The organism is Anaerotruncus sp. AF02-27 (genome assembly GCF_003465835.1).
GTDB classification, from domain to species: domain Bacteria; phylum Bacillota; class Clostridia; order Oscillospirales; family Ruminococcaceae; genus Anaerotruncus; species Anaerotruncus rubiinfantis.
Genome location: NZ_QSBX01000010.1, coordinates 64,252 through 85,971, shown reverse-complemented (window position 1 = coordinate 85,971; position 21,720 = coordinate 64,252). Strand labels below are relative to the sequence as shown.

The 21,720-nt window shown below is 57.2% G+C and carries 23 protein-coding genes; 20 read left to right on the top strand and 3 right to left on the bottom strand.

The features are described from left to right. The first annotated feature begins 24 nt into the window (after window positions 1-24). Window positions 25-1,164: a sodium ion-translocating decarboxylase subunit beta gene (locus DWV16_RS09855; protein WP_066458770.1), complete on the top strand. Its 1,140-nt coding sequence runs from the start codon at window positions 25-27 to the stop codon at window positions 1,162-1,164. Window positions 1,165-1,180: 16 nt separating this feature from the next. Next, on the top strand, window positions 1,181-1,336 hold the full coding sequence (locus tag DWV16_RS19325; RefSeq protein ID WP_187116782.1) for a hypothetical protein: 156 nt from the start codon (window positions 1,181-1,183) through the stop codon (window positions 1,334-1,336). Between the two features lie 59 nt (window positions 1,337-1,395). On the opposite strand, the gene DWV16_RS09850 is transcribed toward DWV16_RS19325, so the two are convergent. Then, complete coding sequence (locus DWV16_RS09850) at window positions 1,396-2,145, bottom strand: GntR family transcriptional regulator (RefSeq protein WP_066458771.1); 750 nt, start codon at window positions 2,143-2,145, stop codon at window positions 1,396-1,398. Between the two features lie 213 nt (window positions 2,146-2,358). On the opposite strand from DWV16_RS09850, the gene DWV16_RS09845 reads away from it, so the two are divergent. From DWV16_RS09845 to DWV16_RS09770, 16 genes are all read left to right on the top strand, one after another. Next, window positions 2,359-3,633 (top strand): amidohydrolase family protein, encoded by a 1,275-nt coding sequence (locus DWV16_RS09845; protein WP_118479013.1) that lies wholly within the window; start codon window positions 2,359-2,361, stop codon window positions 3,631-3,633. A gap of 188 nt (window positions 3,634-3,821) precedes the next feature. Then, window positions 3,822-6,137, top strand: a complete 2,316-nt coding sequence (gene xdhA, locus DWV16_RS09840) for a xanthine dehydrogenase subunit XdhA (RefSeq protein ID WP_118479011.1) — start codon at window positions 3,822-3,824, stop codon at window positions 6,135-6,137. Continuing rightward, complete coding sequence (gene xdhB / locus DWV16_RS09835) at window positions 6,130-7,017, top strand: xanthine dehydrogenase subunit XdhB (RefSeq protein ID WP_066458776.1); 888 nt, start codon at window positions 6,130-6,132, stop codon at window positions 7,015-7,017. Before xdhA ends, xdhB begins: the two co-directional genes overlap by 8 nt. Beyond that, window positions 7,010-7,495 carry a xanthine dehydrogenase subunit XdhC gene (xdhC, locus tag DWV16_RS09830; RefSeq protein WP_066458778.1) on the top strand — a complete coding sequence of 162 codons (486 nt, stop codon included), beginning with the start codon at window positions 7,010-7,012 and terminating at the stop codon, window positions 7,493-7,495. The genes xdhB and xdhC overlap by 8 nt, the downstream gene beginning before the upstream one ends. A 145-nt stretch (window positions 7,496-7,640) precedes the next feature. Beyond that, the gene (locus tag DWV16_RS09825) at window positions 7,641-8,036 is read left to right on the top strand and encodes a winged helix-turn-helix domain-containing protein (protein WP_066458779.1); all 396 of its coding nucleotides are present in this window, start codon (window positions 7,641-7,643) and stop codon (window positions 8,034-8,036) included. Then, complete coding sequence (locus DWV16_RS09820; RefSeq protein WP_118479009.1) at window positions 8,023-9,048, top strand: molybdopterin-binding protein; 1,026 nt, start codon at window positions 8,023-8,025, stop codon at window positions 9,046-9,048. Before DWV16_RS09825 ends, DWV16_RS09820 begins: the two co-directional genes overlap by 14 nt. Next, window positions 9,048-9,527, top strand: a complete 480-nt coding sequence (moaC, locus tag DWV16_RS09815; RefSeq protein ID WP_118479007.1) for a cyclic pyranopterin monophosphate synthase MoaC — start codon at window positions 9,048-9,050, stop codon at window positions 9,525-9,527. The genes DWV16_RS09820 and moaC overlap by 1 nt, the downstream gene beginning before the upstream one ends. Window positions 9,528-9,547: 20 nt before the next feature. After that, a complete protein-coding gene (gene moaA, locus DWV16_RS09810; protein ID WP_066458783.1) occupies window positions 9,548-10,519 on the top strand; it encodes a GTP 3',8-cyclase MoaA in 972 nt (323 codons plus the stop codon). Continuing rightward, window positions 10,482-10,961 carry an MOSC domain-containing protein gene (locus DWV16_RS09805; RefSeq protein ID WP_242863664.1) on the top strand — a complete coding sequence of 160 codons (480 nt, stop codon included), beginning with the start codon at window positions 10,482-10,484 and terminating at the stop codon, window positions 10,959-10,961. Before moaA ends, DWV16_RS09805 begins: the two co-directional genes overlap by 38 nt. Then, window positions 10,954-11,454 carry a molybdenum cofactor biosynthesis protein B gene (locus DWV16_RS09800; RefSeq protein WP_066458786.1) on the top strand — a complete coding sequence of 167 codons (501 nt, stop codon included), beginning with the start codon at window positions 10,954-10,956 and terminating at the stop codon, window positions 11,452-11,454. The genes DWV16_RS09805 and DWV16_RS09800 overlap by 8 nt, the downstream gene beginning before the upstream one ends. Before the next feature lie 19 nt (window positions 11,455-11,473). Then, window positions 11,474-12,322: a molybdate ABC transporter substrate-binding protein gene (modA, locus tag DWV16_RS09795; protein ID WP_118479003.1), complete on the top strand. Its 849-nt coding sequence runs from the start codon at window positions 11,474-11,476 to the stop codon at window positions 12,320-12,322. Between the two features lie 22 nt (window positions 12,323-12,344). Next, window positions 12,345-13,034 carry a molybdate ABC transporter permease subunit gene (gene modB, locus DWV16_RS09790; RefSeq protein ID WP_118479001.1) on the top strand — a complete coding sequence of 230 codons (690 nt, stop codon included), beginning with the start codon at window positions 12,345-12,347 and terminating at the stop codon, window positions 13,032-13,034. Next, on the top strand, window positions 13,031-14,077 hold the full coding sequence (locus tag DWV16_RS09785; RefSeq protein WP_118478999.1) for a sulfate/molybdate ABC transporter ATP-binding protein: 1,047 nt from the start codon (window positions 13,031-13,033) through the stop codon (window positions 14,075-14,077). Before modB ends, DWV16_RS09785 begins: the two co-directional genes overlap by 4 nt. A gap of 140 nt (window positions 14,078-14,217) precedes the next feature. Continuing rightward, window positions 14,218-14,592: a RidA family protein gene (locus DWV16_RS09780; RefSeq protein ID WP_118478997.1), complete on the top strand. Its 375-nt coding sequence runs from the start codon at window positions 14,218-14,220 to the stop codon at window positions 14,590-14,592. Between the two features lie 190 nt (window positions 14,593-14,782). Beyond that, window positions 14,783-16,114 carry a uracil-xanthine permease family protein gene (locus tag DWV16_RS09775; protein ID WP_066458796.1) on the top strand — a complete coding sequence of 444 codons (1,332 nt, stop codon included), beginning with the start codon at window positions 14,783-14,785 and terminating at the stop codon, window positions 16,112-16,114. Between the two features lie 24 nt (window positions 16,115-16,138). Continuing rightward, window positions 16,139-16,777 (top strand): transcriptional regulator, encoded by a 639-nt coding sequence (locus DWV16_RS09770; protein WP_066458798.1) that lies wholly within the window; start codon window positions 16,139-16,141, stop codon window positions 16,775-16,777. A gap of 645 nt (window positions 16,778-17,422) precedes the next feature. Here DWV16_RS09770 and DWV16_RS19045 read toward each other — a convergent pair. After that, the gene (locus DWV16_RS19045) at window positions 17,423-17,599 is read right to left on the bottom strand and encodes a hypothetical protein (protein ID WP_158572841.1); all 177 of its coding nucleotides are present in this window, start codon (window positions 17,597-17,599) and stop codon (window positions 17,423-17,425) included. Window positions 17,600-17,760: 161 nt separating this feature from the next. Next, window positions 17,761-18,393, bottom strand: a complete 633-nt coding sequence (locus tag DWV16_RS09765) for a transcriptional regulator (RefSeq protein WP_066458801.1) — start codon at window positions 18,391-18,393, stop codon at window positions 17,761-17,763. 357 nt (window positions 18,394-18,750) lie between these two features. Here DWV16_RS09765 and ssnA point away from each other — a divergent pair, with 357 nt between their 5' ends. Both ssnA and ygfK read left to right on the top strand, forming a co-directional pair. Continuing rightward, a complete protein-coding gene (gene ssnA / locus DWV16_RS09760) occupies window positions 18,751-20,088 on the top strand; it encodes a putative aminohydrolase SsnA (RefSeq protein ID WP_118478995.1) in 1,338 nt (445 codons plus the stop codon). Window positions 20,089-20,114: 26 nt separating this feature from the next. Then, a partial coding sequence (gene ygfK / locus DWV16_RS19585) for a putative selenate reductase subunit YgfK (protein WP_243007306.1) occupies window positions 20,115-21,720 on the top strand: 1,606 nt, incomplete at its 3' end.

The window sequence follows — 21,720 nt, the reverse complement described above, 5'->3', positions numbered from 1 at the left end:
TATTCTATTAAAGGGGTCGAAAATATGGAATTTCTGCTATCCGGTATCCTTGCGATCCAGCCTGAACAGATTGTGATGTACGCAATTGGCGGGCTGCTGATCTATCTGGCGATTGCAAAAGGCTTTGAACCCGCGTTGCTGATGCCGATGGGCTTCGGCGCGATCCTTGTGAACCTGCCGCTTTCAGGCGTTGTGAACCAGGTCACGGCTGGCATCGGAGAGGTGCCGGGCATTATCCAATGGCTGTTTGAAACGACAATTGAATCTTCCGAGGCGTTGCCCATCCTTCTGTTCATCGGCATTGGCGCGATGATCGATTTCGGGCCGCTGCTTTCGAACCCGAAGATGATGATCTTTGGCGCGGCGGCGCAGTTCGGCATCTTCTTCACCGTCTGCGTGGCGTCGCTCTGCGGTTTTGACCTTAAGGACGCCGCTTCCATCGGGATCATCGGCGCCGCCGACGGCCCGACTTCGATCCTGGTTTCCCAGATCTTCAAATCGAACTACATGGGTGCGATTGCGGTGGCGGCTTATTCATACATGGCGCTGGTACCGATCGTGCAGCCGTTTGCCATCAAACTGGTCACCACCCAAAAAGAGCGGATGATCCGCATGCCCTATAACCCGAAGAGCATCACCAAGACCACCCGCATCCTGTTTCCGATTATCGTCACGATCATCGCGGGGCTGGTCGCGCCGATGTCGGTTTCGCTGGTCGGCTTTCTCATGTTCGGAAACCTCCTGCGCGAATGCGGTGTGCTGACCTCCCTCTCGCAGACCGCGCAGAACGAATTTGCAAACATTATCACCCTGCTGCTCGGTATTACGATCTCCTTCTCGATGCGCGCCGAACAGTTTGTAACCTGGCAGACCCTGCTCATCATGTGCCTGGGGCTTCTGGCCTTTGTTATGGATACGATCGGCGGCGTACTTTTTGCAAAGCTGATGAACCTTTTCCTGCGGGAGAAGATCAATCCGATGATCGGCGCGGCCGGCATTTCGGCGTTCCCGATGTCCGCCCGGGTCATCCAGAAGATGGCGCTCGCGGAGGACAAACAAAATCATTTGCTGATGCATGCCATCGGCGCAAACGTTTCGGGCCAGATCGGGTCGGTGATCGCCGGTGGCATCATCCTGTATCTGATCCCGACATTCATCAAATAAGGGAGGATTTGCAGAAATGTTCAGTGCAAGCGCAATCAGTAACTTTTGGATTTCCCTTGAAGTGATGGGGCTTGGGATGTTTGGCATCTTTACGGTTATCCTGGCGATCATGGGCGTTGTTGTGGTGCTCACCAAGGCCGGATCAAAGGCCGAAAAGTCCGAGGACGAATAAAGCCGACATTCAGAAAATGGAAAAGCCGCGCGCCCATGGGCGCGCGGCTTTTTGGCTGTTCAGAATTTTTTGCGCAGAAGCGTGAAATCGAAAAAGTCGGTATAGAATTCAAAGGAACGCATCACCGGACGGCTGAGCTTGCAAAACCCGATTTCGTCGAGCATGATGAGCGCATCGCCTTTTGCAGCCTCCAGACGTGACCGGATGAGCGGGTCGGCGTTGGTGGCGCGCAGCTTGGCGATACTGGTGACGACAGTGAGCCCGCAATACCGGTCGAGGATATCGAACACCGGCATCGACCAGTCGATATCCGCGTAGTTCATCCCTTCAAGGAGGGCCTTTGGCAGGTAGTCAACCGAATAGATGACAGGAGTACCGCTGGCGAGCAGCCGTTTTTCGCAGACGATAGCGGGCGCGCCGGAATCGATCTGCAAGATTTCCGCCAGCTCTTCGTCGGCGGGCTCCACCCGCAGCGAAATGCTGTCAACGCCTGGGCGGTAGCCCGCGTCGCGGATGAGCTCGTTATATTCGAGTTTCAGATCGAGCCGGTGCTTGAGGCCTACGATCTCCCGGTTGATGACCGTCCCGATGCCGCGCACCCGCTCGATGAACCCTTCCCGTTCCAGATCGGAGAGCGCATCGCGGATGACGGTGCGGCTCACCCCCAGGCGTTCCGCCAGCTCCACCTCGGAGGGAAGGCGTTCCGCGGCTGAAAAAGCGCCTTCCTTCAGCTCCTTGATGAGCAGCGCGCTCACCTGGGTGGACATGAGCCTTCCGCCCAGATAGGGAAGTTCGTATTCTGACGGCATGCGAATAACCTCTTTCATTTGAAAGTAAAATAGAAGGAGCTTGCAAAAACTGGAGGAATGGGGTATGATGAAAACGGAATAGATTAGTATGATTAATAACGATATTAGATAAAATTCCACCGCGATCTTTGCCAAATTTCCTAATATATCCTTCATTATACGCGGTAATCAGACAAATTACAAGGGAAAATCTCTGTAAAGGGGAATTGCACGATGAAATCGGGCGCTTCATTTGCCGTCAAGGGCGCGATCCTGCACAGCGCTTCAAAAGATGAGATCCGCTGCCTTCCGGACGGTTATCTGATCTGCGAAAACGGTCTGGTTGCGGGCGTATTCCGTGTGCTGCCGGAAAAATATGCAGGGATCCGGGTGGTTGACCACACCGGGAAGCTGGTGATCCCGGGGCTTTGTGACCTGCATCTGCATGCGCCGCAGTACGCCTTTCGAGGGCTGGGGATGGACCTCGAGCTGCTTGACTGGCTGGACGCCCGCGTATTCCCGGAGGAGGCGAAGTTTGATTGTCTCGCCTATGCGGGCAAAGCTTACGGAATCTTTGCCGACGCGCTCAAAGAGAGCGCGACCACCCGCGCCTGTATCTTTGCGACCATCCACACCCCGGCGACCCTGCTGCTGATGGAACTGCTGGAAAACGCCGGCCTGCATGCGCTGGTCGGCAAGGTGAATATGGACCGAAACAGCCCGGATGCGCTGCGGGAAGCAGGGCCGGAACAGTCGCTCGACGCGACCCGGCAGTGGATCGAAGCCTGTTCGGATTTCCGGAATGTGAGGCCAATCCTCACGCCGCGCTTCATCCCCTCCTGTTCGAACGCGCTTTTGGAAGGCCTTTCGATGCTGCAAAGGGATTATGGCCTGCCGGTTCAGTCGCACCTTTCCGAGAATCTTTCCGAAATTGCGTGGGTGAAGGAACTCTGCCCGGGCGTTTCCTGTTATGGCGAGGCGTATGATCGGTTTGGCCTGTTCGGCGGGAGCTGCCCTACGGTCATGGCGCACTGTGTCCATCCGGAACCGGCGGAACTGGCGCTGATGCAAAAGCGCGGCGTCTTTATCGCGCACTGCCCGCAGTCGAATGAGAACCTTGCTTCCGGCATTGCTCCGGCGCGCGCCTATCTCGACGCGGGGATGCCGATGGGGCTGGGCACCGATATGGCAGGCGGCTTCTCCCTTTCGATGCTGCGGGCCATGGCTGACGCGGTGCAGGTTTCCAAACTGCGCTGGCGGCTGGTGGATGAAACAAAAAAGCCGCTCTCGGTTTCTGAGGCGTTTTATCTCGCAACCCGCGGCGGCGGGGCGTTTTTCGGCAAGGTCGGCGCATTTGAGCAGGGATATGAATTTGACGCGGTGGTATTCGACGACGCGCGCCTGCCGCATCCGCAGGCGCTCACGCCGCTGGAGCGGCTGGAGCGGCTGATCTTTTTGTCGGATGGCCGCGAAGTCTGTGAAAAATATGTGGCGGGGATAAAAATATAACCAAACCTGTGCAACCAAATTTTCTTTGAAGATGGAGAAAATTTGGTTGTTTTCTTTCCCGGAAGGCGTTATAATATTGACAAATAAAAGTATGACTTTTATAAATTGTATCCTGAAAAAGAAAGAAACTGTAATGAAACTTAGGCAGAAACGATAAACACTTCCCGGTTGAACAGGAGGTATGCGCGATGGGAATTGGCAGGAGCATCAACCGCGTGGACGCGGTGGAAAAGGTGACCGGCAACGCGAAATATACCGACGACCTCACCCCGCGAAACGCGTTGGAAGCTAAAGTCGTGCGCAGCACGATTGCAAACGGGCGGGTGCTGCGATTCGACCTTTCCGAAGCGCTGGCAGTGCCGGGAGTGGTGAAAATCCTCACCTGCTTTGACGCGCCGGAGCGCTGTTTTCCGACCGCTGGGCATCCCTGGTCGACCGATCCGAAACATCAGGATGTGGCCGACCGCCGTCTTTTAAACGAGCGGGTGCGCATTTACGGCGACGAGATCGCCGTTGTCATCGCGGAGGACGAGATCGCCGCCGCACGCGCCGCGCGGCTCGTAAAGGCCGAGTACGAGGAGTATCCCGCAATTACCACGGTCGAACAGGCAATGGCGCCCGGGGCCGTCCCAATCCACGACGAAAGGCCGGATAATATCCTGGCGTACAGCCGTTACCGTGTCGGCGACCTGGATTTCGACGAGGCGGTCAGGGAAGATGAGGTACGCGTCTTTGAGCAGCAATATACCACCCAGACAGTCCAGCACTGCCACATCGAGCCGCCTGTTTCCTTTGCCTATATGGAGAACGGCCGGATTGTGGTGGTTTCCTCCACCCAGATCCCGCACATCGTCCGGCGGGTCGTCGGGCAGGCGCTCGGCGTTCCATGGGGCAGGGTACGGGTGATCAAACCGTATATCGGCGGGGGATTCGGCAACAAGCAGGAGGTGCTCTACGAGCCGCTTAACGCCTGGCTGACCACCCAGGTGGGCGGCCGGCCGGTGCGGCTGGAAATCTCCCGCGAGGAGACCTTTTCCTGCACACGGGTGCGCCATGCAATCACCTTCCGGGTCAGGACCGCCGTCCGTTCGGACGGCAGGCTGGTCGCCCGCAGGTTGGAAGCTTGGTCGAATCAGGGAGGCTATGCGTCTCACGGCCACGCGATCGTGGCGAACGCGGCGAACGCCTACCGCCACACCTATCACGACGAGAAATCCCTGACTGCGGACGCCTACACCGTCTATACGAATATCGCTTCCGGCGGCGCGATGCGCGGTTACGGCATCCCGCAGGCGGTATTCGCGCTCGAAAGCGGGATGGACGATATCGCCGCGGCGCTGGGGCTCGATCCGATCACGATGCGCGAAAAAAATGTGATGCGGCTCGGATATGTCGACCCGATGACCGGTATCACCTGCCATTCGACTGGCCTGCTCGAGTGTATCGAGAAGGGCAAGGAGTTCATCCGCTGGGACGAGAAGCGCAGGGCATACCGGAACCAGACCGGCGACATCCGGCGCGGGGTGGGCATGGCGCTTTTCAGCTACAAGACTGGCGTCTACCCGATTTCGCTTGAAACGGCGGCCTGCCGGCTGATTCTCAACCAGGACGGCACGGCACAATTGCAGATGGGCGCGACCGAAATCGGCCAGGGCGCCGATACGGTGTTCACCCAGATGGCGGCGGAGACGATTGGCCTGCGGGATGAGGACATTCATATTGTTACGATGCAGGATACCGACGTCGCGCCGTTCGATACCGGCGCATACGCCTCCCGCCAGACCTATGTCAGCGGCATGGCGCTTAAAAAGACAGCCGGGATTTTTCGGGAGAAGATCCTCAGTTACGCTTCTGAGATGCTGGAACTGCCGGCGGACGCGCTCGACATTTCCGACAGCCGCATCGTTGCGCATGAAAGCGGTGAAACACTCCTTACGATGCAGGCGCTCGCAATGGAGGCCTTCTATAGCCTGACCCATTCGGTACATATCACCGCAGAGGCCACAAACCACTGCAAAGACAACACCTTTGCGTTCGGCGTCTGCTTTGCCGAGGTGGAGGTGGATATCCCGGTCGGCAAGGTGAAGGTGCTCGATATCATCAACGTCCACGATTCCGGCGTGCTTATCAACCCGAAGCTCGCGGAAGCACAGGTGCACGGCGGCATGAGCATGGGACTGGGGTATGGATTGGGCGAGCAGCTCCTCTATAACGACGCGGGCAGGCCGTTAAACGGCAACCTGCTTGATTACAAACTGCCCACCGCGCTGGACACACCGGAATTGCATGCGGATTTTGTGCAGCCGGTCGATCCAAGCGGTCCCTACGGGAATAAGGCGCTCGGTGAGCCGCCCGCGATCCCGCCGGCACCCGCGGTGCGCAACGCGGTGCTGCATGCCACCGGCGTGGCGGTGGATACGCTCCCGATGAACCCGCAGAAGCTGGTGGAGCTGTTCACCGAGGCCGGGCTCATCAAGGGAAGGGAGGGATCTTCGGATGTATGATATCGAAGGGATCTATCAGGCAAAAAGCGCTGCGGACGCGATTGCCGCTTTGCGGGACGACCCAAAAGCGCTTGTCATTTCGGGCGGCAGCGACCTGCTTATCAAGATTCGGGAGGGCAAGCTGGCAGGCTGCCGCCTGGTGAGCATTCACAGCCTTCCGGAGCTCACAGGCGTTTCGATGGATGCGGGCGGACGCATCCGCATCGGGCCAGTGACGACCTTCTCCCACATCACAAACGATCCGCTCATCCAAAAACACCTGCCAATGCTTGGTGAAGCGGTCGATCAGGCGGGCGGGCCGCAGCTGCGCAACATCGGGACGATCGGGGGAAATGTCTGCAACGGCGTGACCAGCGCGGACAGCGCCTCCACGCTGCTCACGCTGAACGCGATGCTCGAACTGACCGGCCCGGATGGCGCGCGCCTGGTGCCGCTGGAGCGTTTCTACAAAGGCCCCGGCAGAGTTGATCTTGCGCACGCCGAGCTGCTGACCGCTATTTTCATTGAAAAAAGTGATTACGAAGGTTTTGGCGGGCACTATATCAAATATGCCCAGCGCAATGCGATGGATATCGCGACGCTCGGCTGCGCGGTCAATGTGAAGCTTTCCGCTGATCGAAAGGCGGTGGCGGATCTGCGGCTGGCGTACGGCGTCGCTGCGCCAACGCCAATCCGATGCCGCGGGACCGAAGCGCTCGCGGCAGGGCGCGGGATTGACGCGGAGCTTTTCGAGCTGGTTGCAGAAACCGCTGCCACAGAGGTTGCGCCGCGCACGAGCTGGCGCGCGTCAAAGGAATTCCGCGTCCAGCTTGTGAAGGAGCTGAGCCGCCGCGCGCTGGACAGGGCAATCAAACATGCGGGAGGTGTGGCTGATGCTTAAGGTGATTACAATGACGGTCAACGGCAAGCCCGCAGAGATTGCGGTCGATGAGCGCGAATCGCTCGCGGATACGCTGCGAAAGCGTTTGGGGCTCACCAGCGTCAAAAAAGGATGCGAAGTTGGGGAATGCGGCGCCTGCACCGTTCTGGTGGACGGCGAGGCGATCGACAGCTGCATCTATCTGGCCGTTTGGGCGGAAGGCAAGAGTATCCTCACGGTTGAAGGCCTGCGCGGCCCGGCCGGCGAACTCGACCCCATCCAGCAGGCGTTTGTGGAAGAAGCTGCGGTACAATGCGGTTTCTGCACGCCGGGGCTCATCATGTCTGCGGTGGAGATTGTGGGCAGTGGGAAAAAGTATACCCGTGACGAACTGCGTAAACTTATCTCCGGGCACCTTTGCCGCTGTACCGGATATCAGAACATTCTGAACGCGCTCGAGCGGATTGTCAACGAAACCCACAAGGTGGTTGGAAAATGAAAAAATTTTTTCAAAATGAGAACCTCCGCCGATTTTGGCGGAGGTTTTTTGGAAGACGCGGGATTGCATTGACAAGTATGACTTTTATGATAGAATAAGAAAAGCGTTATATCTATTTGAGAATAACGGTTGAAGGAGGCGGACGATGGATAACCTGCAATATTCCCTGAAGGTGCGCCTCAAACGGGACGGGGTATTCTACGGGCCGGGCGTTTCCGAACTGCTCCTGCGGGTGGACCGCACCGGTTCGCTCCAGACGGCTGCCGGCGAGATGGGGATGTCCTATTCAAAGGCATGGAAGATTGTGCGCACAGCGGAACAGGAGCTCGGTTTCATGCTGCTGGAGCGGCATGTGGGCGGCGCTGGCGGCGGTTTTTCAAGGTTGACCGAACAGGGCCGGAGCTTTGTGGAACGATATGAGGCGTTCCAGAAGGCGGTCTATTTAAACGCCGACCGGCTGTTTGCGGAGTATTTCGGCGGTACATTCTGCGCACCGCAAAATAATGGTGAGATGGAAGGCGAAAGGCATGAAGAAGATTAGAACGGAGGATGCGGTCGGGCATGTGATCTGCCATGACATGACCCAGATTATCCGCGGCGTGACCAAGGACGCGCGTTTTCGCAAGGGACATATTGTGGCGGCGGAGGATATTCCGGTGCTGCTCTCGATGGGAAAGGACTACCTCTACGTCTGGGAGAAACAGGAGGGCATGCTGCACGAGGACGAAGGCGCAAGGATCCTTTGCGATCTTTGCAAAAATGAGCATATGGAGGAGAGCGGCATCAAGGAGGGGAAGATCGAGCTTTCCGCCGCCAGCGACGGGCTGTTCGCATTCGACGCGGCGCGGCTGGAAAAGCTCAATGCCCTCGGCGAGCTGATGATCGCGGCCCGCTCGAACCATCTGCCGGTTAAAAAAGGCGACAAACTCGCGGGGATGCGGGTGATCCCGCTCGTGATCGCAAAGGAGAAGCTCGATGCCGCGAAAGCCATTGCCGGCACTGAACCTGTCATGCGGATTCTGCCCTACAAGCAGAAAAAGTGCGGTATTGTCACCACCGGAAACGAGGTGTTCCATGGCCGCATCAAAGATACCTTCAGCCCGGTCGTCGCGGAAAAGCTGGGGGAATACGGCGGGCAGGTTATGGGTGTCACCTCCTGCGGAGACGACCCGAAAAATATCACTGCCGCAATCAAAGCGTTCCTTGCGGACGGCGCGGAACTGGTGGTCTGTACCGGCGGCATGAGCGTCGACCCGGACGACCGCCCCCCGGCCGCCATCCGCGATACTGGCGCGCGGATCATAAGCTACGGCGCGCCGGTCCTGCCGGGCGCGATGTTCCTGCTTTCGTATCTCGGCGGCGTGCCCATTATGGGGCTGCCTGGCTGTGTGATGTATGCCAAACGCACCATTTTTGACCTGGTTCTGCCGCGCGTCATGGCGGACGACCCGGTCACGGCGCAAGATCTTGCAAAACTTGGAAACGGCGGGCTCTGTCTGGGCTGCGAGCCCTGCCGCTATCCAAACTGCGGGTTTGGAAAGGGTGGTGTGTGATGGACGGGCTTACCCATATCGATGAAAACGGCAATGCCGTGATGGTGGATGTGAGCGGAAAGGAAGTGACCGAGCGGGCCGCGGTCGCGGAGGGGACGATCCGGATGAACCGGGAGGCTTATACGGCGATCGTAACCCGGACAGCGAAAAAAGGGGACGTGCTCAGCGTGGCGCAGGTGGCGGGCATCATGGCCGCGAAGCGCACCTGGGAGCTGATCCCGCTTTGTCACCCGCTCGCGTTGAACAAATGCGAAATCACCTTTGTGGTCGACCCGCAGCGGATGGCAGTTACCGCGGCCTGTACGGTCAGGGTGAGCGGAAGGACCGGCGTGGAGATGGAAGCGCTCACCGGCGTTTCGGTGGCGCTGCTGACAATTTACGATATGTGCAAAGCGGTCGATCGCGGCATGGAGATCGGGGAAATCCGCCTGCTCCAGAAAAGCGGGGGGAAGTCGGGGAAATTTACCCGGCCAGTCTAATAGAAAAGGAGGCGGCGCGGATGAGGGACAACTGCGGACGCGAAATTGATTATCTTCGGGTGTCAGTCACCGACCGATGCAATTTGCGCTGTGTTTACTGCATGCCGGAGGAAGGGGTTGAGCCGGTCTCCCATCGGGAGATCCTCTCATTCGAAGAAATTCTGCGGGTCTGCCGCGCAGCGGCAAAGCTTGGCGTGCGCCGCATCCGCCTGACAGGCGGGGAGCCGCTTGTCAGGCGCGGTATTGTGGATTTGGTGCGCCGGGTGAAGGAGATCGACGGGATCGAACAGGTGAGCGTCACGACGAATGGGCTTCTCTTCTGCGATATGGCGCAGGATCTGGCGGCTGCGGGACTCGGCGGGGTGAATGTGAGCCTCGATACGCTTGATCCGGCCGTTTTTTGCCGGATCACCCGGCGGGACAGTTTTGGCAAGGCGCTGGAGGCGGTTAGAACAGCACTGGAGCTGGGGCTTTTGGTGAAGGTGAACTGTGTGGCAGCGGAGGAATTCGGGATGCAGCATCCGCTTTCGGTGGCGGGGCTGGCAAAGGATCATCCAGTGGACGTTCGGTTCATTGAGATGATGCCGATCGGCCTGGGCAATGGCTTTACGCCAATTCCCGGCGGGCGGATCAGGACAGCGCTCGAACGGCTGTATGGCCCGATGACGGCGTGTGCCGGAAATGGCGGAGGGCCGGCTTCCTACGGGATGCTGCCAGGATTTTGCGGGCGGGTCGGCTTCATCAACGCGCTGAGCGACCGGTTCTGCGACAGCTGCAACCGGGTGCGGCTGACGGCGGAGGGCTTTTTAAAGCTCTGCCTGCATTACGATGTTGGGATTGACCTGCGAGGGCCGCTGCGCGATGGGATTTCCGACGAAGCGCTTGCTGCGCTCATGCGGGAAGCGATTCTGCAAAAACCTGTGGGACATCAATTCGGCGCGCGGGGGACCGCGCATGTGGAACAGCACCGAATGGTGCAGATTGGAGGATGAACGGATGCGTGGAAAAGTGATCGCGGTCTGCATCAGTGAGAAACGCGGCACCCAGAAGAAAAATGTGGGGAGCGCTGTGTTCCGGGAGAGTTGGGGAATCGAAAACGATGCGCACGCGGGAGATTGGCACCGTCAGGTGAGTCTGCTTTCGTACGATAAGATCGAGGCGTTTCGCGCGCGCGGCGCCGAGGTGGACGACGGCGCGTTTGGGGAGAATCTCGTGGTGGAGGGGATCGATTTCCGCTCGCTGCCGGTCGGGACGATTCTCGACTGCAACGGCGTGGTGCTGGAGATGACCCAGATCGGCAAGGAATGCCACAGCCACTGCCAGATCTATCAGAAGATGGGCGAATGTATCATGCCGACCGAGGGCGTTTTCGCGCGGGTGCTGCGTGGCGGGACGATCTCGGCGGGGGATTTGATGGAGGTGCGCGATGTTTAAAGCGGCGATCATCACAGCAAGCGATAAGGGCGCCGCTGGGCTGCGGGAGGACAAAAGCGGCGCCGTTGTGCGGGAGATCTGCGAACAGTACGGCTACGAGGTCATTTTTTATAAAATCCTGCCGGACGAACGGGATGTGATTGCGGACGAGCTGCGCCGGCTGTGCGACGAAGGGGTTGCCGAACTGGTGTTCACCACCGGCGGGACCGGATTTTCCCCGCGCGACTGCACGCCGGAGGCGACACTCGATGTGGCTGAAAGGCTCGCGCCCGGCATCTCCGAGGCCATGCGTTATTCGAGCTTAAACATAACGAAACGGGCGATGCTTTCGCGCGGCGTGTCGGTTCTGCGAAAGGGGACGCTCATCGTGAACCTGCCCGGCAGTCCCAAAGCCGTGCGGGAAAACCTGACGTTTGTCATGCCTGAACTTGCCCATGGGCTTGCGGTGCTCACAGGCAAGGCGCAGGAATGCGCCGCGCCTGAGACAAAATGATATAAAGGAGAAAAGAAATATGAAAAAACTGTTTTGTATGATCCTTGCGGCGGCAATGGTGCTGGCCGCAGGATGTTCCTCCGGCTCCGAGCCCGCTTCCTCCGCGGTGCCGGCCTCCGGACCGGCCCTCGAGCCAGCGTCTTCTGAAGAAGCTTCGGAAGCGGCGGCAGGCGAGCCGGTTGAACTGATGGTTTCGGCGGCGGCGAGCCTGACCGACTGCCTCACCGAGATGAAAGCGCTTTACGAAGCGGAAAACGAAGGTGTGACCCTGACCTTCAACTTCGGCGCGTCCGGCGCTTTGCAGCAGCAGATCGAACAGGGCGCACCGGCCGATGTGTTTTTCTCGGCGGGCAAAAAGCAGATGACCGCGCTTTCCGAAGCGGGGCTTATGAACGACGCAACGGTGAAGGATATCCTCGAAAACAAAGTCGTATTGATTGTCCCGGCGGGCGGAGAGAAGATTGAATCGTTTGAAGCTTTGGCTGATACCTCCATCACCCAGATTGGCGTGGGTGAACCTTCGAGCGTCCCGGTCGGCCAGTATACCGAGGAGGCGTTTGCGAATCTCGGCCTCACCGACAAGCTGAAAGACAAACTTGTCTTTGCCAAGGATGTGCGCGAAGTGCTCTCCTGGGTCGAAACCCAGAACGTACAGGCCGGGATTGTGTATGAGACCGACGCGAAGATCAGCGACAAGGTGGAAATCTGCTGTGCCGCGCCGGAGGGTTCCCATAAGAAGGTTATCTATCCGGTCGGCGTGACCAGGGACAGCACCGCTCCCGATGCCGCGAAGGCGTTCGTCGATTATCTTTTCGGAGACGAAGCGAAGGATCTGTTTGTCAAATACGGCTTCTCCCCGGTATCGTAAAATTATTTGAGGAGGTGCGGGGATGGGCTCGTTCGACCTGGCGCCGCTTTGGATTTCGCTGCGCACTTCTGTGCTTGCGGCGGTGCTCGTATTTTTTTTCGGGGTGCTGTTTGCCCGGCTGCTCCTTTATGCGAACGGCCCGGTCAAGTGGCTGACCGACGTACTGTTCACCCTGCCGCTCGTGCTTCCGCCGACGGTGGTCGGTTTCTTCCTGCTGGTGGTATTCGGACGTAACAGCCCGATCGGCAGGTTCCTCGGCGGGCTCGACATTTCGCTTGTCTTTTCTTGGCAGGCCACAGTGCTTGCGGCGGTGGTGGTTTCCTTCCCGCTGATGTACCGGGCAGCCAAAGGGGCGCTCGAGCAGGTGCCGGTGGATCTGGTTTGGGCGGCGCGTACGCTTGGGATGCCGGAAAGCCGGATTTTCCTGCGGGTGATGGTCCCGCAGGCATGGCCGGGGATCGCGGCGGGCGCGGCGCTTTCGTTCGCGCGCGCGCTCGGGGAGTTCGGCGCGACGATGATGATCGCGGGCAATATCCCCGGACGCACCCAGACAATGCCGGTGGCGATCTATTTTGCCACGGCGGGCGGGCATATGGACGCCGCCGCAATCTGGGTGGCGATCATCACGGTGGTGTCCTGCATCGTGCTCGGCCTGATGAATTACTATAATGGCAGGCAGACGGTAAAGAATGCCGCGGGAGGCGGGATATGAGCCTTTTTGCGGAAATTTATAAGCAACTCGGCAGTTTCACACTGGATATAAAGCTCGAAGCGGAAAACGAGGTGCTGGGGCTGCTCGGCGCGTCGGGCTGCGGCAAAAGCATGACCCTGCGCTGTATCGCGGGAATTGTGAAACCGGATCATGGGCGGATCGTTTTAAACGGGCGGGTGCTGTTTGACTCGGAAGAACGGATAAACCTTTCCCCACAGCAGCGCGGGGTGGGGCTCATGTTCCAGAGCTACGCGCTGTTTCCGAACATGACCGTTGCGCAGAATATCGCGGCTGGTGTGAAGGACAAGGCGAAACAGCCGGAGCTGGTGCGCAAATTCTGTTCGCTTCTGCAGCTGGACGGGATGGAAAACCGTCTGCCGCATCAGCTTTCGGGCGGACAGCAGCAGCGGGTTGCGCTTGCGCGGATGATGGCGAGCGAGCCGGGCCTATTGATGCTCGACGAACCGTTCTCGGCACTTGACGGGCAGCTGCGGCATACGATCGAGCCGGAGTTCGCTGCCGCGCTCGATGCCTTTGAAGGCGCCGTTCTCTATGTTTCTCACAGTATCAGTGAAATCTATCGCTACTGCGGCCGCACCGCGGTCATGACGGATGGTCGGGTCGTGGAATGCGCGCCCACGGGACAGCTGTTCGCACAGCCATCTTTTGTGGAGACTGCCCGGCTGCTCTGCTGCAAGAATATTTCGCCGCTCACTGAAATCGCGGGGGAGTACGCGACCGCTTCTGCCTGGAATATGTGTCTGCGGTTCGCGCGTCCGCTTGATGGGTGCTGTCAGGCTGGAATTCATGACGACGATCTTTATTTCTGCGATAAAGCGGGGGAAAACTGTTTTGCGGCTGTGGTTGAGCAGGTCTATGACCGGCCGCGCAAAGCGGTAGTGCAGGTGCGCCTGCCGGGCGCGCGGGAACCATTGCGGGTTTCCTGCGGGCGGGAAACCGCTGGGCGGGTTTCCAAAATGGGCACGGTGTATGTCTGTTTTCCGATGGAAAAGCTGCTGCCGCTGCGCGAAAAAGAAAGATGAAAAAAGGGCGGATTCCTGTGGGGAATCCGCCCTTTTTCTAAGACTAGAATTTTGTAAGAAAAATGTAATAAAAAACTATTATTATTGATAAAAAGATGTTATAATATGGGTAACCAAATTCTTCACAGGAGGTTATCAACATGAATAAAATCATCACTGCACAAAACGCACCGGCGGCTGTCGGCCCTTATTCCCATGCGGTTCTCGCGGGAAATACCGTCTACACTTCCGGCCAGCTCGGCGCGGACCCAAAGACCGGCAAGCTTGGCAGCGGAGTGGAAGAACAGGCGAAGCTGGCTTTTCAGAACCTGATTGCGGTGCTTGCTGAGGCTGGGATGTCCCTTTCCGATGTGACAAAAACCACTGTTTTCCTCGCGGACATGGGAGACTTTGCCGCGGTCAACAAGATCTATGCGGATTTCTTTGGCGGTCATGCGCCGGCACGTTCCTGCGTACAGGTTGCCGCGCTGCCGAAAGGCGCCTTGTTTGAAATTGAGGCGATAGCAGTCAAATAGCGGCGGAAATTTTTGGCCAATTTGCGTCTGGATTTTATAATTTCTGTGCAGAATAGCCAAAAGTATACCTGATACTTTTTTATCAAAACTGTGATAAAAATCTTGCAACACACCTGCAAATGGTCTATAGTTAAAGTGATCCTAATTAAAATATATTAGGCATCAAAATTTTTTGTAAGGTTGTGTCGCAATGAAAGAGATCGACAGCAAGAAAACAGGTTCGGTATTTGAAATGTCCGGTGTGCCTGCCGCAAAAGAGGTCGTGCCTCTGGGATTGCAGCACGTTGTGGCGGCGATTGTTGGAGTCGTTACTCCGGCGATCATCCTCTCCGGCGTCCTGGGGATCAGCGCCGCGGATAAAACCCTTTTGATCCAGGTTTCCCTGCTGATCACGGCAATCGCCACACTGGTACAGGTGTTTGGGCTGGGACCGGTCGGCGCGCGGCTGCCGGTCGTGATGGGCGTCAGCTTCGCCTATGTACCGACCCTGCTGGCTTTGGGAAATGAATACCATGATATCCGTGTCATCCTTGGCGCGCAGATCATCGGCGGCGCGGTGGCGATTATTTTTGGCATCTTCGTCAAGCAGCTGCGGGTGTTCTTTCCGCCGATGGTGACCGGTACGGTCATCTTCACAATCGGGCTTTCGCTCTATCCGACGGCGGTCAAATACATGGCTGGCGGCGCGGGCAGCGAAACCTTCGGTTCCTGGCAGAACTGGCTGGTAGCGATCATCACGCTGGCCGTGGTCATCTTCTGCAACTACTTCACCAAAGGCGTCACCAAGCTTGCATCGATCCTGATGGGCATCATTGTGGGATATATTGTAGCCCTCTGCATGGGCATGGTGGACTTTACCTCGGTCGGCGCGGCGGGTATCGTCTCGGTGCCGGTGCCGATGCATTTCGGTCTCAAGTTTGTCCCGGCAGCCTGCGTATCGATGGCGGTTATGTACATCGTCAACTCGGTGCAGACGATCGGCGACCTGACTTCGACCACAATCGGCGGCCTCGACCGTGAGCCCACCGACCAGGAGCTGCAGCGCGGCATCATCTGCCAGGGCTCCGCGAGCATCTTCGGTGCCTTCTTCGGCGGCCTGCCGACCGCGTCCTACAGCCAGAATGTCGGCATCGTGACGGTGAACCGTGTGGTCAACCGCGTGGTCTTTGGCTTTGCGGCGATCATTCTGCTGATCGCGGGTTTTGTCCCGAAGTTCTCGGCGCTGCTCACCACCATCCCGCAGTGTGTCATCGGTGGCGCGACCATCTCGGTTTTCGCGCAGATCACCATGACCGGTATCCGGATGATCTCCTCGGTCAAACTCACTCCGCGCAACACCGCCGTGGTTGGCATTTCAGTCGCGCTTGGCGTGGGCGTCACCCAGTCGGCCGGTTCGCTGGCGGGCTTCCCGGGCTGGGTTGGCACCGTATTCGGCGGCTCCTCAGTTGTTATCGCGACTCTGGCCGCCATCCTGCTCAACCTGATCCTGCCGAAAGATCCGGTTGAGGCGATCAAGAAATAAAATTCCCTAAAAGGGGGAGATGCGTTGAACAAATACCTGCGTTCCTATCTGCCGCTGGTGGATTTTCTGGCGGACTGTCTGGGAGACAGCACCGAAGTGGTGCTGCATGATCTGACAGACTGGCATCAGAGCGTGGTGGCGATTCGCAATGGGCATATCAGCGGACGGGTGGTTGGCTCACCGATCACCGACCTGAGCCTGAATGTTCTGAAAACAGCCTCTTTTGAGAAGCTGCCGTACATGGCGAATTACCAGGGCGTTGCAAAAAATGGGCATCAGTTAAAATCCTCGACTTATTTTATCAAGGATGAGGATGGCCAGATGGTCGGGATGCTCTGCATCAACAGCGATTACCACGCATTGAGCGAAGCTTATGAAAAACTGGGATCGGTGATCACAGCCTTGGGTTTACAGGGAAATACCGGGATCAAAGAGAACTTCAACATGAATGTTGGCGATCTGGTACAGGCGAACATCAAGCGGATTTGTCCGAATATTGAGGAGCAGGTCGGCAGGATGAGCCAGAAGGATAAGCTGGAGATTGTGGAAGGGCTCAACGATATGGGTACATTCCTGGTGAAAGGCGCGATTGGCTGTGTTGCTGAAAACCTGGGCGTATCGGTACCAACCATCTACCGCTATTTAAATATGATCAAGAAGTGAGAAATACCCGGGAGGCGGCTCCCGGGTATTTTTCGCCTTCGTACGGTATGGTTTCGCGCGTTTCACCGTGCGTCGCTTCTGCGCGTTTCGCCGCGCGCCACGAGTCCATTTCTTGCTTGTCCAAGAAATGGACGAAAGAAGGACACGCGGGGAGACCCCGCGGCCCCCTTGCGCGCGATTTTGCTGCCTGCGGCAGAGATCACGCGCAATCTGCTTAGACAAAACGTGGCGTTCCGCGTTTGGCAGCCTGCTCGCCTGGCGGCGAAGCGCGCTTATGCGCGACGGCTGCTCACGGGGGCTTTCCGCCCCCGTGTCCCCCGGCAAAGTGTCGTCTGCGACGCCCCGCCGCCTTTGGCGGCGGATTCGGGATAAGGAACGCGGGACGGGTTTTCGCAACCTTGCGAAAACCGGCTGCGCCGAAAGCGGACAAACGGATTGTAATGCGCTTCGCGCATCGCGAAAGGTTTTCGCCAAGTTTCACAATCAAAAGTTTTGGTCAAGCTTTTTCAAAAGCTTGCGGGGGTCGCGGGGGCGGCGCCCCCGTGACTTGCGCCGCAGCGCCACTTCAGGCGTTTTTTCGGTTCCTTTTTCAAGAAAAAAGGAACGCCCGGGAGAAACTCCCGGGCTTTACCTGTTCTTTTTAAACTATCCATCGTCCTTGTGCATATGCTTGAGCGCGTATTGGCAACACTGCAACACGAGCATGTTAAAGGAGATGTCCTCCCGCTGTGCGACCTCGTTCAGCTCAGAGAACAGCCTTTCGGTGAAACGGATGGTGCGCGGCATATTCGCTTTGAGAAAGTCTGAACTCACCTGAAACATGCTGTCACTCCGGCCTGTTTTGATCTGGAACTAAATTATATAATATTTTGTCGTTTTAAAACAGAGACTACAAAATCTCATATTATGATCCACAATCAACAAAGACAGTAACAAAATAAAGGGCGGACGCGCATACGCGCGTCCGCCCTTTCCGTTTCAGTTTATTTTGCGTCGATGTAGCTATAAAGCGTATACTTTGAAATGCCGAAGTATTTGGAAACCTTGTCGCCGCTCTTGGTGATGAGGAACGCCCCGGTGTTGTTGAGGAACTGGATCGCTTTGATCTTGTCATCCTTGTTCATCAGCGCGACCGGCTTGCCGACGTTGCGCACACTCTGTTCAATCAGCTCGTCGAGCAGGTCGTTGACATTTTGGGTAATCCGTTCCGGTTCTTTTTCCGGCTGATCGGTGCTGATGAGCGGTTTGAGCGCGTTTTCCACCATGAGCAGGCTGGTGATGTCATAATTGATCGCAAAAATTCCCACCGCGTCGCCGTTTTCGTCGCGGATATAGATGGTGCTCGATTTGAGGATTTTTCCGTCGTGCGTTTTGGTCAGATAGTTGAGGTGGTCTTTCAAATTGCTGCGGTCGCCATGAAGCGCTTCCAGAACGACGTGAGAAGGCCCGTCGCCAAGCTTGCGGGAGGTCACATGGCCATTTTCAATCGCGACGATCGAACTGTCCGGATTGTTGGAGGTCAGGTCATGCACGACCACTTCGCAGTCATTTCCGAATTGCTGTGCGATCCCTTTGGCAAGCTGTTTCAAAAAATCCAGCGTCATAGCGTCAAACATAGATTGATTCTCCTTCGGAATAGAATATTCTATTCTTCATCATACCACAATCGACGGATTTTGCAACAAAAAATGTTGCACCTAAAAAATATTTTTTAGAAAATGTGCAGGAACTATTGCATTTTAAGCCTGTTCATGTTAAACTAAAGTCAATAGAATAAAGGCAAAATTCTATGAAAATTGAATTGTTTTCAGGCTGCAACGGAGTGCTGCGCGCACGGGCTGGATGTTCACCATTTGAACCCGGCTGATTCGCATCCGCCCCCTCCAGCCGGACAGGGTGTTCATCCAAAGATAGGATGGACGCCTTTTTTAATGGTTTTGAAAGTATGAACCCGAATGAAGGAGGAAAAAGTCATGTTACTGGTAGGAAACGGAAGGCTGCTCACCCGCGGGAAACACAACCGCCTGATCGAAAACGGATGTGTCGCAGCCGACGGGGATACGATCGTTGCAGTCGGAACAACCGCTGAACTGAAGGAAAAATATCCCGGCGCGGATTTCATCGACGCACATGGCGGCATGATCATGCCCGGGCTTATCAACGCCCACAACCACATCTACAGCGCCTTCTCGCGCGGTATCGCAATCAACGGTTACAACCCGCAGAATTTTCTTGACATCCTCGACGGCATGTGGTGGACGATCGACCGCAACCTGCTGCTTGAAGATACCCGCATGAGCGCGATGGCCACCTATCTCGACTGCATCAAATGCGGCGTGACCACTGTTTTTGACCATCATGCGAGTTTCGGCGAGATCCCCGGCAGCCTCTTTGCGATCGCGGACGCGGCCCGCGCGCTCGGCGTGCGCACCTGCCTGTGCTATGAGGTCTCCGACCGGGATGGGGAGGAGAAGATGCGCCAGGCGGTCAAAGAGAACGCGGACTTCATCAAATTCTGCGCGGAAGAAAATTCCGACATGGTCAAGGGCATGATGGGCATGCACGCTTCCTTCACCCTCTCGGACGCGACCCTCGCGCACTGCCGCGAAAATACGCCGGAAGGCGTGGGCTTCCACATCCATGTGGCGGAGGGCATGACCGATGTCTACGATTCTCTCAAAAAATATGGCAAACGGGTGATCAACCGGCTCTACGACAATGATATCCTCGGGGAAAAGACCATCACTGGCCACTGCATTCATATCAACGGGATCGAGATGGACATTCTCAAACAGACGGATACCATGGTGGTACATAACCCGGAATCGAATATGGGAAACGCGGTCGGCTGTCCGCCGACCATCGAGCTGATGCGCCGGGGCATCCTCTGTGGGCTCGGCACCGACGGCTACACGAACGACATGTACGAGTCGATGAAGGCCGCCAACTGCCTGCATAAACACAATCTCTGCGACCCGACCGTCGCATGGGCGGAAGTGCCGCAGATGCTGTTCGAAAACAACGCCGCCATCGGCGCGCGTTCCTTCCAAAAGCCGCTGGGCGAACTTTCGGAAGGAGCGGCGGCAGACATCATCGTGAGCGACTATATCCCGCTCACCCCGATGAGCGCGGACAATGCGAACGGTCACACCCTGTTCGGCATGAGCGGCCGACAGACGGTGACCACCATCATCGATGGAAAGGTCCGGATGAAGGACCGGGAACTCATTGGCATCGATGAACAGGCGGTCCTCGCGCATGCACGGGAACAGGCCGCTGGCATGTGGAAACGGATCAACGCGGGCAAATAAAAGAGAAGCGCAAGGAGGATATGATCATGAGCGATAAGATGAGACCGATCGCATTTGATAAATTGATGAACTGGGCACTGAATGAATATGCGCAGCAGAAATCGATCTTCGGCGTGGCGAAGGTTTTCCGGCACAAACCGGATGATAAAAAGCTGCCGATCTTCAAAGAGCGGCTCGAAGCGCCGTTTGGACCGGCGGCTGGCCCGCACACCCAGCTCGCGCAGAACATCATCGCCGCTTATGCGGCGGGAAGCCGCTTTTTCGAGCTCAAGACGGTGCAGAAGATGGATGGCGAGGAGCTTTCCGCCTGTGTGGCGAAACCCTGTATTACCGCCGCGGATGAATGCTACAACTGCGAATGGTCGACCGAACTGACCGTCCCGCAGGCGTTCGACGAATATGTCAAGGCGTGGTTTGCCTGCAAGCTGTTGGCAAAGGAACTGGATTTGGGAGATCCGGATGGTTTTGTATTCAATATGTCGGTCGGCTACGACCTGGAGGGGATCAAAACTCCCAAAATTGATGCATACATCGAAGGAATGAAGGACGCAGGAAACACCGAAGTGTTCCAGGCATGCAAAAAGTGGGCGCTTGCGAATGTGCGCCGTTTTGCCAAGGTGGACGCGGCCTATATCGAGGCGGTCAGCCCGCGCGTGAGCGATTCGATCACCCTGTCGACCCTGCACGGCTGCCCGCCGCAGGAGATCGAGCGGATCGCGACCTACCTCATCACCGAGAAGAACCTCAACACCTACATCAAATGCAACCCGACCCTTTTGGGCTACGAATTCGCCCGCAAAACGCTGGATGACCTTGGCTTCGATTATATCGTGTTTGACGACCACCACTTTAAGGAGGATCTGCAGTTCTCCGACGCGGTGCCGATGTTCCACCGTCTCACCGCACTCACGCAGGCGCGCGGACTCGAATTCGGCGTAAAGCTCACCAACACCTTTCCGGTCGAGGTATCCGCCGGCGAGCTGCCAAGCGAGGAGATGTACATGTCTGGCCGGTCGCTTTATCCACTGACCATCTCGCTCGCGAAAAAGATCGCCAAGGAATTTGACGGCAAGCTGCGCATCTCGTATTCCGGCGGCGCGGATCTGCATAACATTGAAAAGCTTTTCGCCTGCGGCATCTGGCCGATCACCCTGGCCACTACGCTTTTAAAGCCGGGCGGCTACGAACGGATTTATCAGATGGCCGAAGCGCTCCTCAACTGCGGCGACCAGCCATTTAGCGGGGTGAATGTCGCGGCGGTCAGCGATTTTGCCGAGGATGCGCTCGGGGATCCCTACTACCGCAAGCCGATCAAGCCCCTGCCGTCCCGCAAAATGGCGAGGAAGGTGCCGCTTGTCGACTGCTTCGAAGCTCCCTGCCGTGACGGCTGCCCGATCAGCCAGGACATTCCGGCCTATCTGCGGCTGGCGGGTGAGGGAAACTACCTGGAGGCGCTTAGAGTCATCACCGAGCGCAATCCGCTGCCATTCATCACCGGCACCATCTGCCCGCATCACTGCGCGGACAAATGCACCCGCAATTTCTATGAGGAGAGCGTGCGCATCCGCGATGTGAAGCTTGAAGCGGCAAAAGCGGCCTACGCAGACCTCATGAAAGAACTCAAAAAGCCCG

What these genes read in the sequence shown, in the direction of transcription:
- modB (WP_118479001.1), top strand. Translation starts at nt 12,345, where the DNA reads ATGGGCTCGTTCGACCTGGCGCCGCTTTGGATTTCGCTGCGCACTTCT.
- DWV16_RS19325 (WP_187116782.1), top strand. Translation starts at nt 1,181, where the DNA reads ATGTTCAGTGCAAGCGCAATCAGTAACTTTTGGATTTCCCTTGAAGTG.
- DWV16_RS09820 (WP_118479009.1), top strand. Translation starts at nt 8,023, where the DNA reads ATGAAGAAGATTAGAACGGAGGATGCGGTCGGGCATGTGATCTGCCAT.
- DWV16_RS09850 (WP_066458771.1), bottom strand. Translation starts at nt 2,145, where the DNA reads ATGCCGTCAGAATACGAACTTCCCTATCTGGGCGGAAGGCTCATGTCC.
- DWV16_RS09765 (WP_066458801.1), bottom strand. Translation starts at nt 18,393, where the DNA reads ATGTTTGACGCTATGACGCTGGATTTTTTGAAACAGCTTGCCAAAGGG.
- ssnA (WP_118478995.1), top strand. Translation starts at nt 18,751, where the DNA reads ATGTTACTGGTAGGAAACGGAAGGCTGCTCACCCGCGGGAAACACAAC.
- DWV16_RS09825 (WP_066458779.1), top strand. Translation starts at nt 7,641, where the DNA reads ATGGATAACCTGCAATATTCCCTGAAGGTGCGCCTCAAACGGGACGGG.
- xdhC (WP_066458778.1), top strand. Translation starts at nt 7,010, where the DNA reads ATGCTTAAGGTGATTACAATGACGGTCAACGGCAAGCCCGCAGAGATT.
- DWV16_RS09800 (WP_066458786.1), top strand. Translation starts at nt 10,954, where the DNA reads ATGTTTAAAGCGGCGATCATCACAGCAAGCGATAAGGGCGCCGCTGGG.
- DWV16_RS09785 (WP_118478999.1), top strand. Translation starts at nt 13,031, where the DNA reads ATGAGCCTTTTTGCGGAAATTTATAAGCAACTCGGCAGTTTCACACTG.
- DWV16_RS09845 (WP_118479013.1), top strand. Translation starts at nt 2,359, where the DNA reads ATGAAATCGGGCGCTTCATTTGCCGTCAAGGGCGCGATCCTGCACAGC.
- xdhB (WP_066458776.1), top strand. Translation starts at nt 6,130, where the DNA reads ATGTATGATATCGAAGGGATCTATCAGGCAAAAAGCGCTGCGGACGCG.
- moaA (WP_066458783.1), top strand. Translation starts at nt 9,548, where the DNA reads ATGAGGGACAACTGCGGACGCGAAATTGATTATCTTCGGGTGTCAGTC.
- DWV16_RS09780 (WP_118478997.1), top strand. Translation starts at nt 14,218, where the DNA reads ATGAATAAAATCATCACTGCACAAAACGCACCGGCGGCTGTCGGCCCT.
- modA (WP_118479003.1), top strand. Translation starts at nt 11,474, where the DNA reads ATGAAAAAACTGTTTTGTATGATCCTTGCGGCGGCAATGGTGCTGGCC.
- DWV16_RS09805 (WP_242863664.1), top strand. Translation starts at nt 10,482, where the DNA reads ATGTGGAACAGCACCGAATGGTGCAGATTGGAGGATGAACGGATGCGT.
- DWV16_RS09855 (WP_066458770.1), top strand. Translation starts at nt 25, where the DNA reads ATGGAATTTCTGCTATCCGGTATCCTTGCGATCCAGCCTGAACAGATT.
- moaC (WP_118479007.1), top strand. Translation starts at nt 9,048, where the DNA reads ATGGACGGGCTTACCCATATCGATGAAAACGGCAATGCCGTGATGGTG.
- DWV16_RS09775 (WP_066458796.1), top strand. Translation starts at nt 14,783, where the DNA reads ATGAAAGAGATCGACAGCAAGAAAACAGGTTCGGTATTTGAAATGTCC.
- xdhA (WP_118479011.1), top strand. Translation starts at nt 3,822, where the DNA reads ATGGGAATTGGCAGGAGCATCAACCGCGTGGACGCGGTGGAAAAGGTG.
- DWV16_RS19045 (WP_158572841.1), bottom strand. Translation starts at nt 17,599, where the DNA reads ATGTTTCAGGTGAGTTCAGACTTTCTCAAAGCGAATATGCCGCGCACC.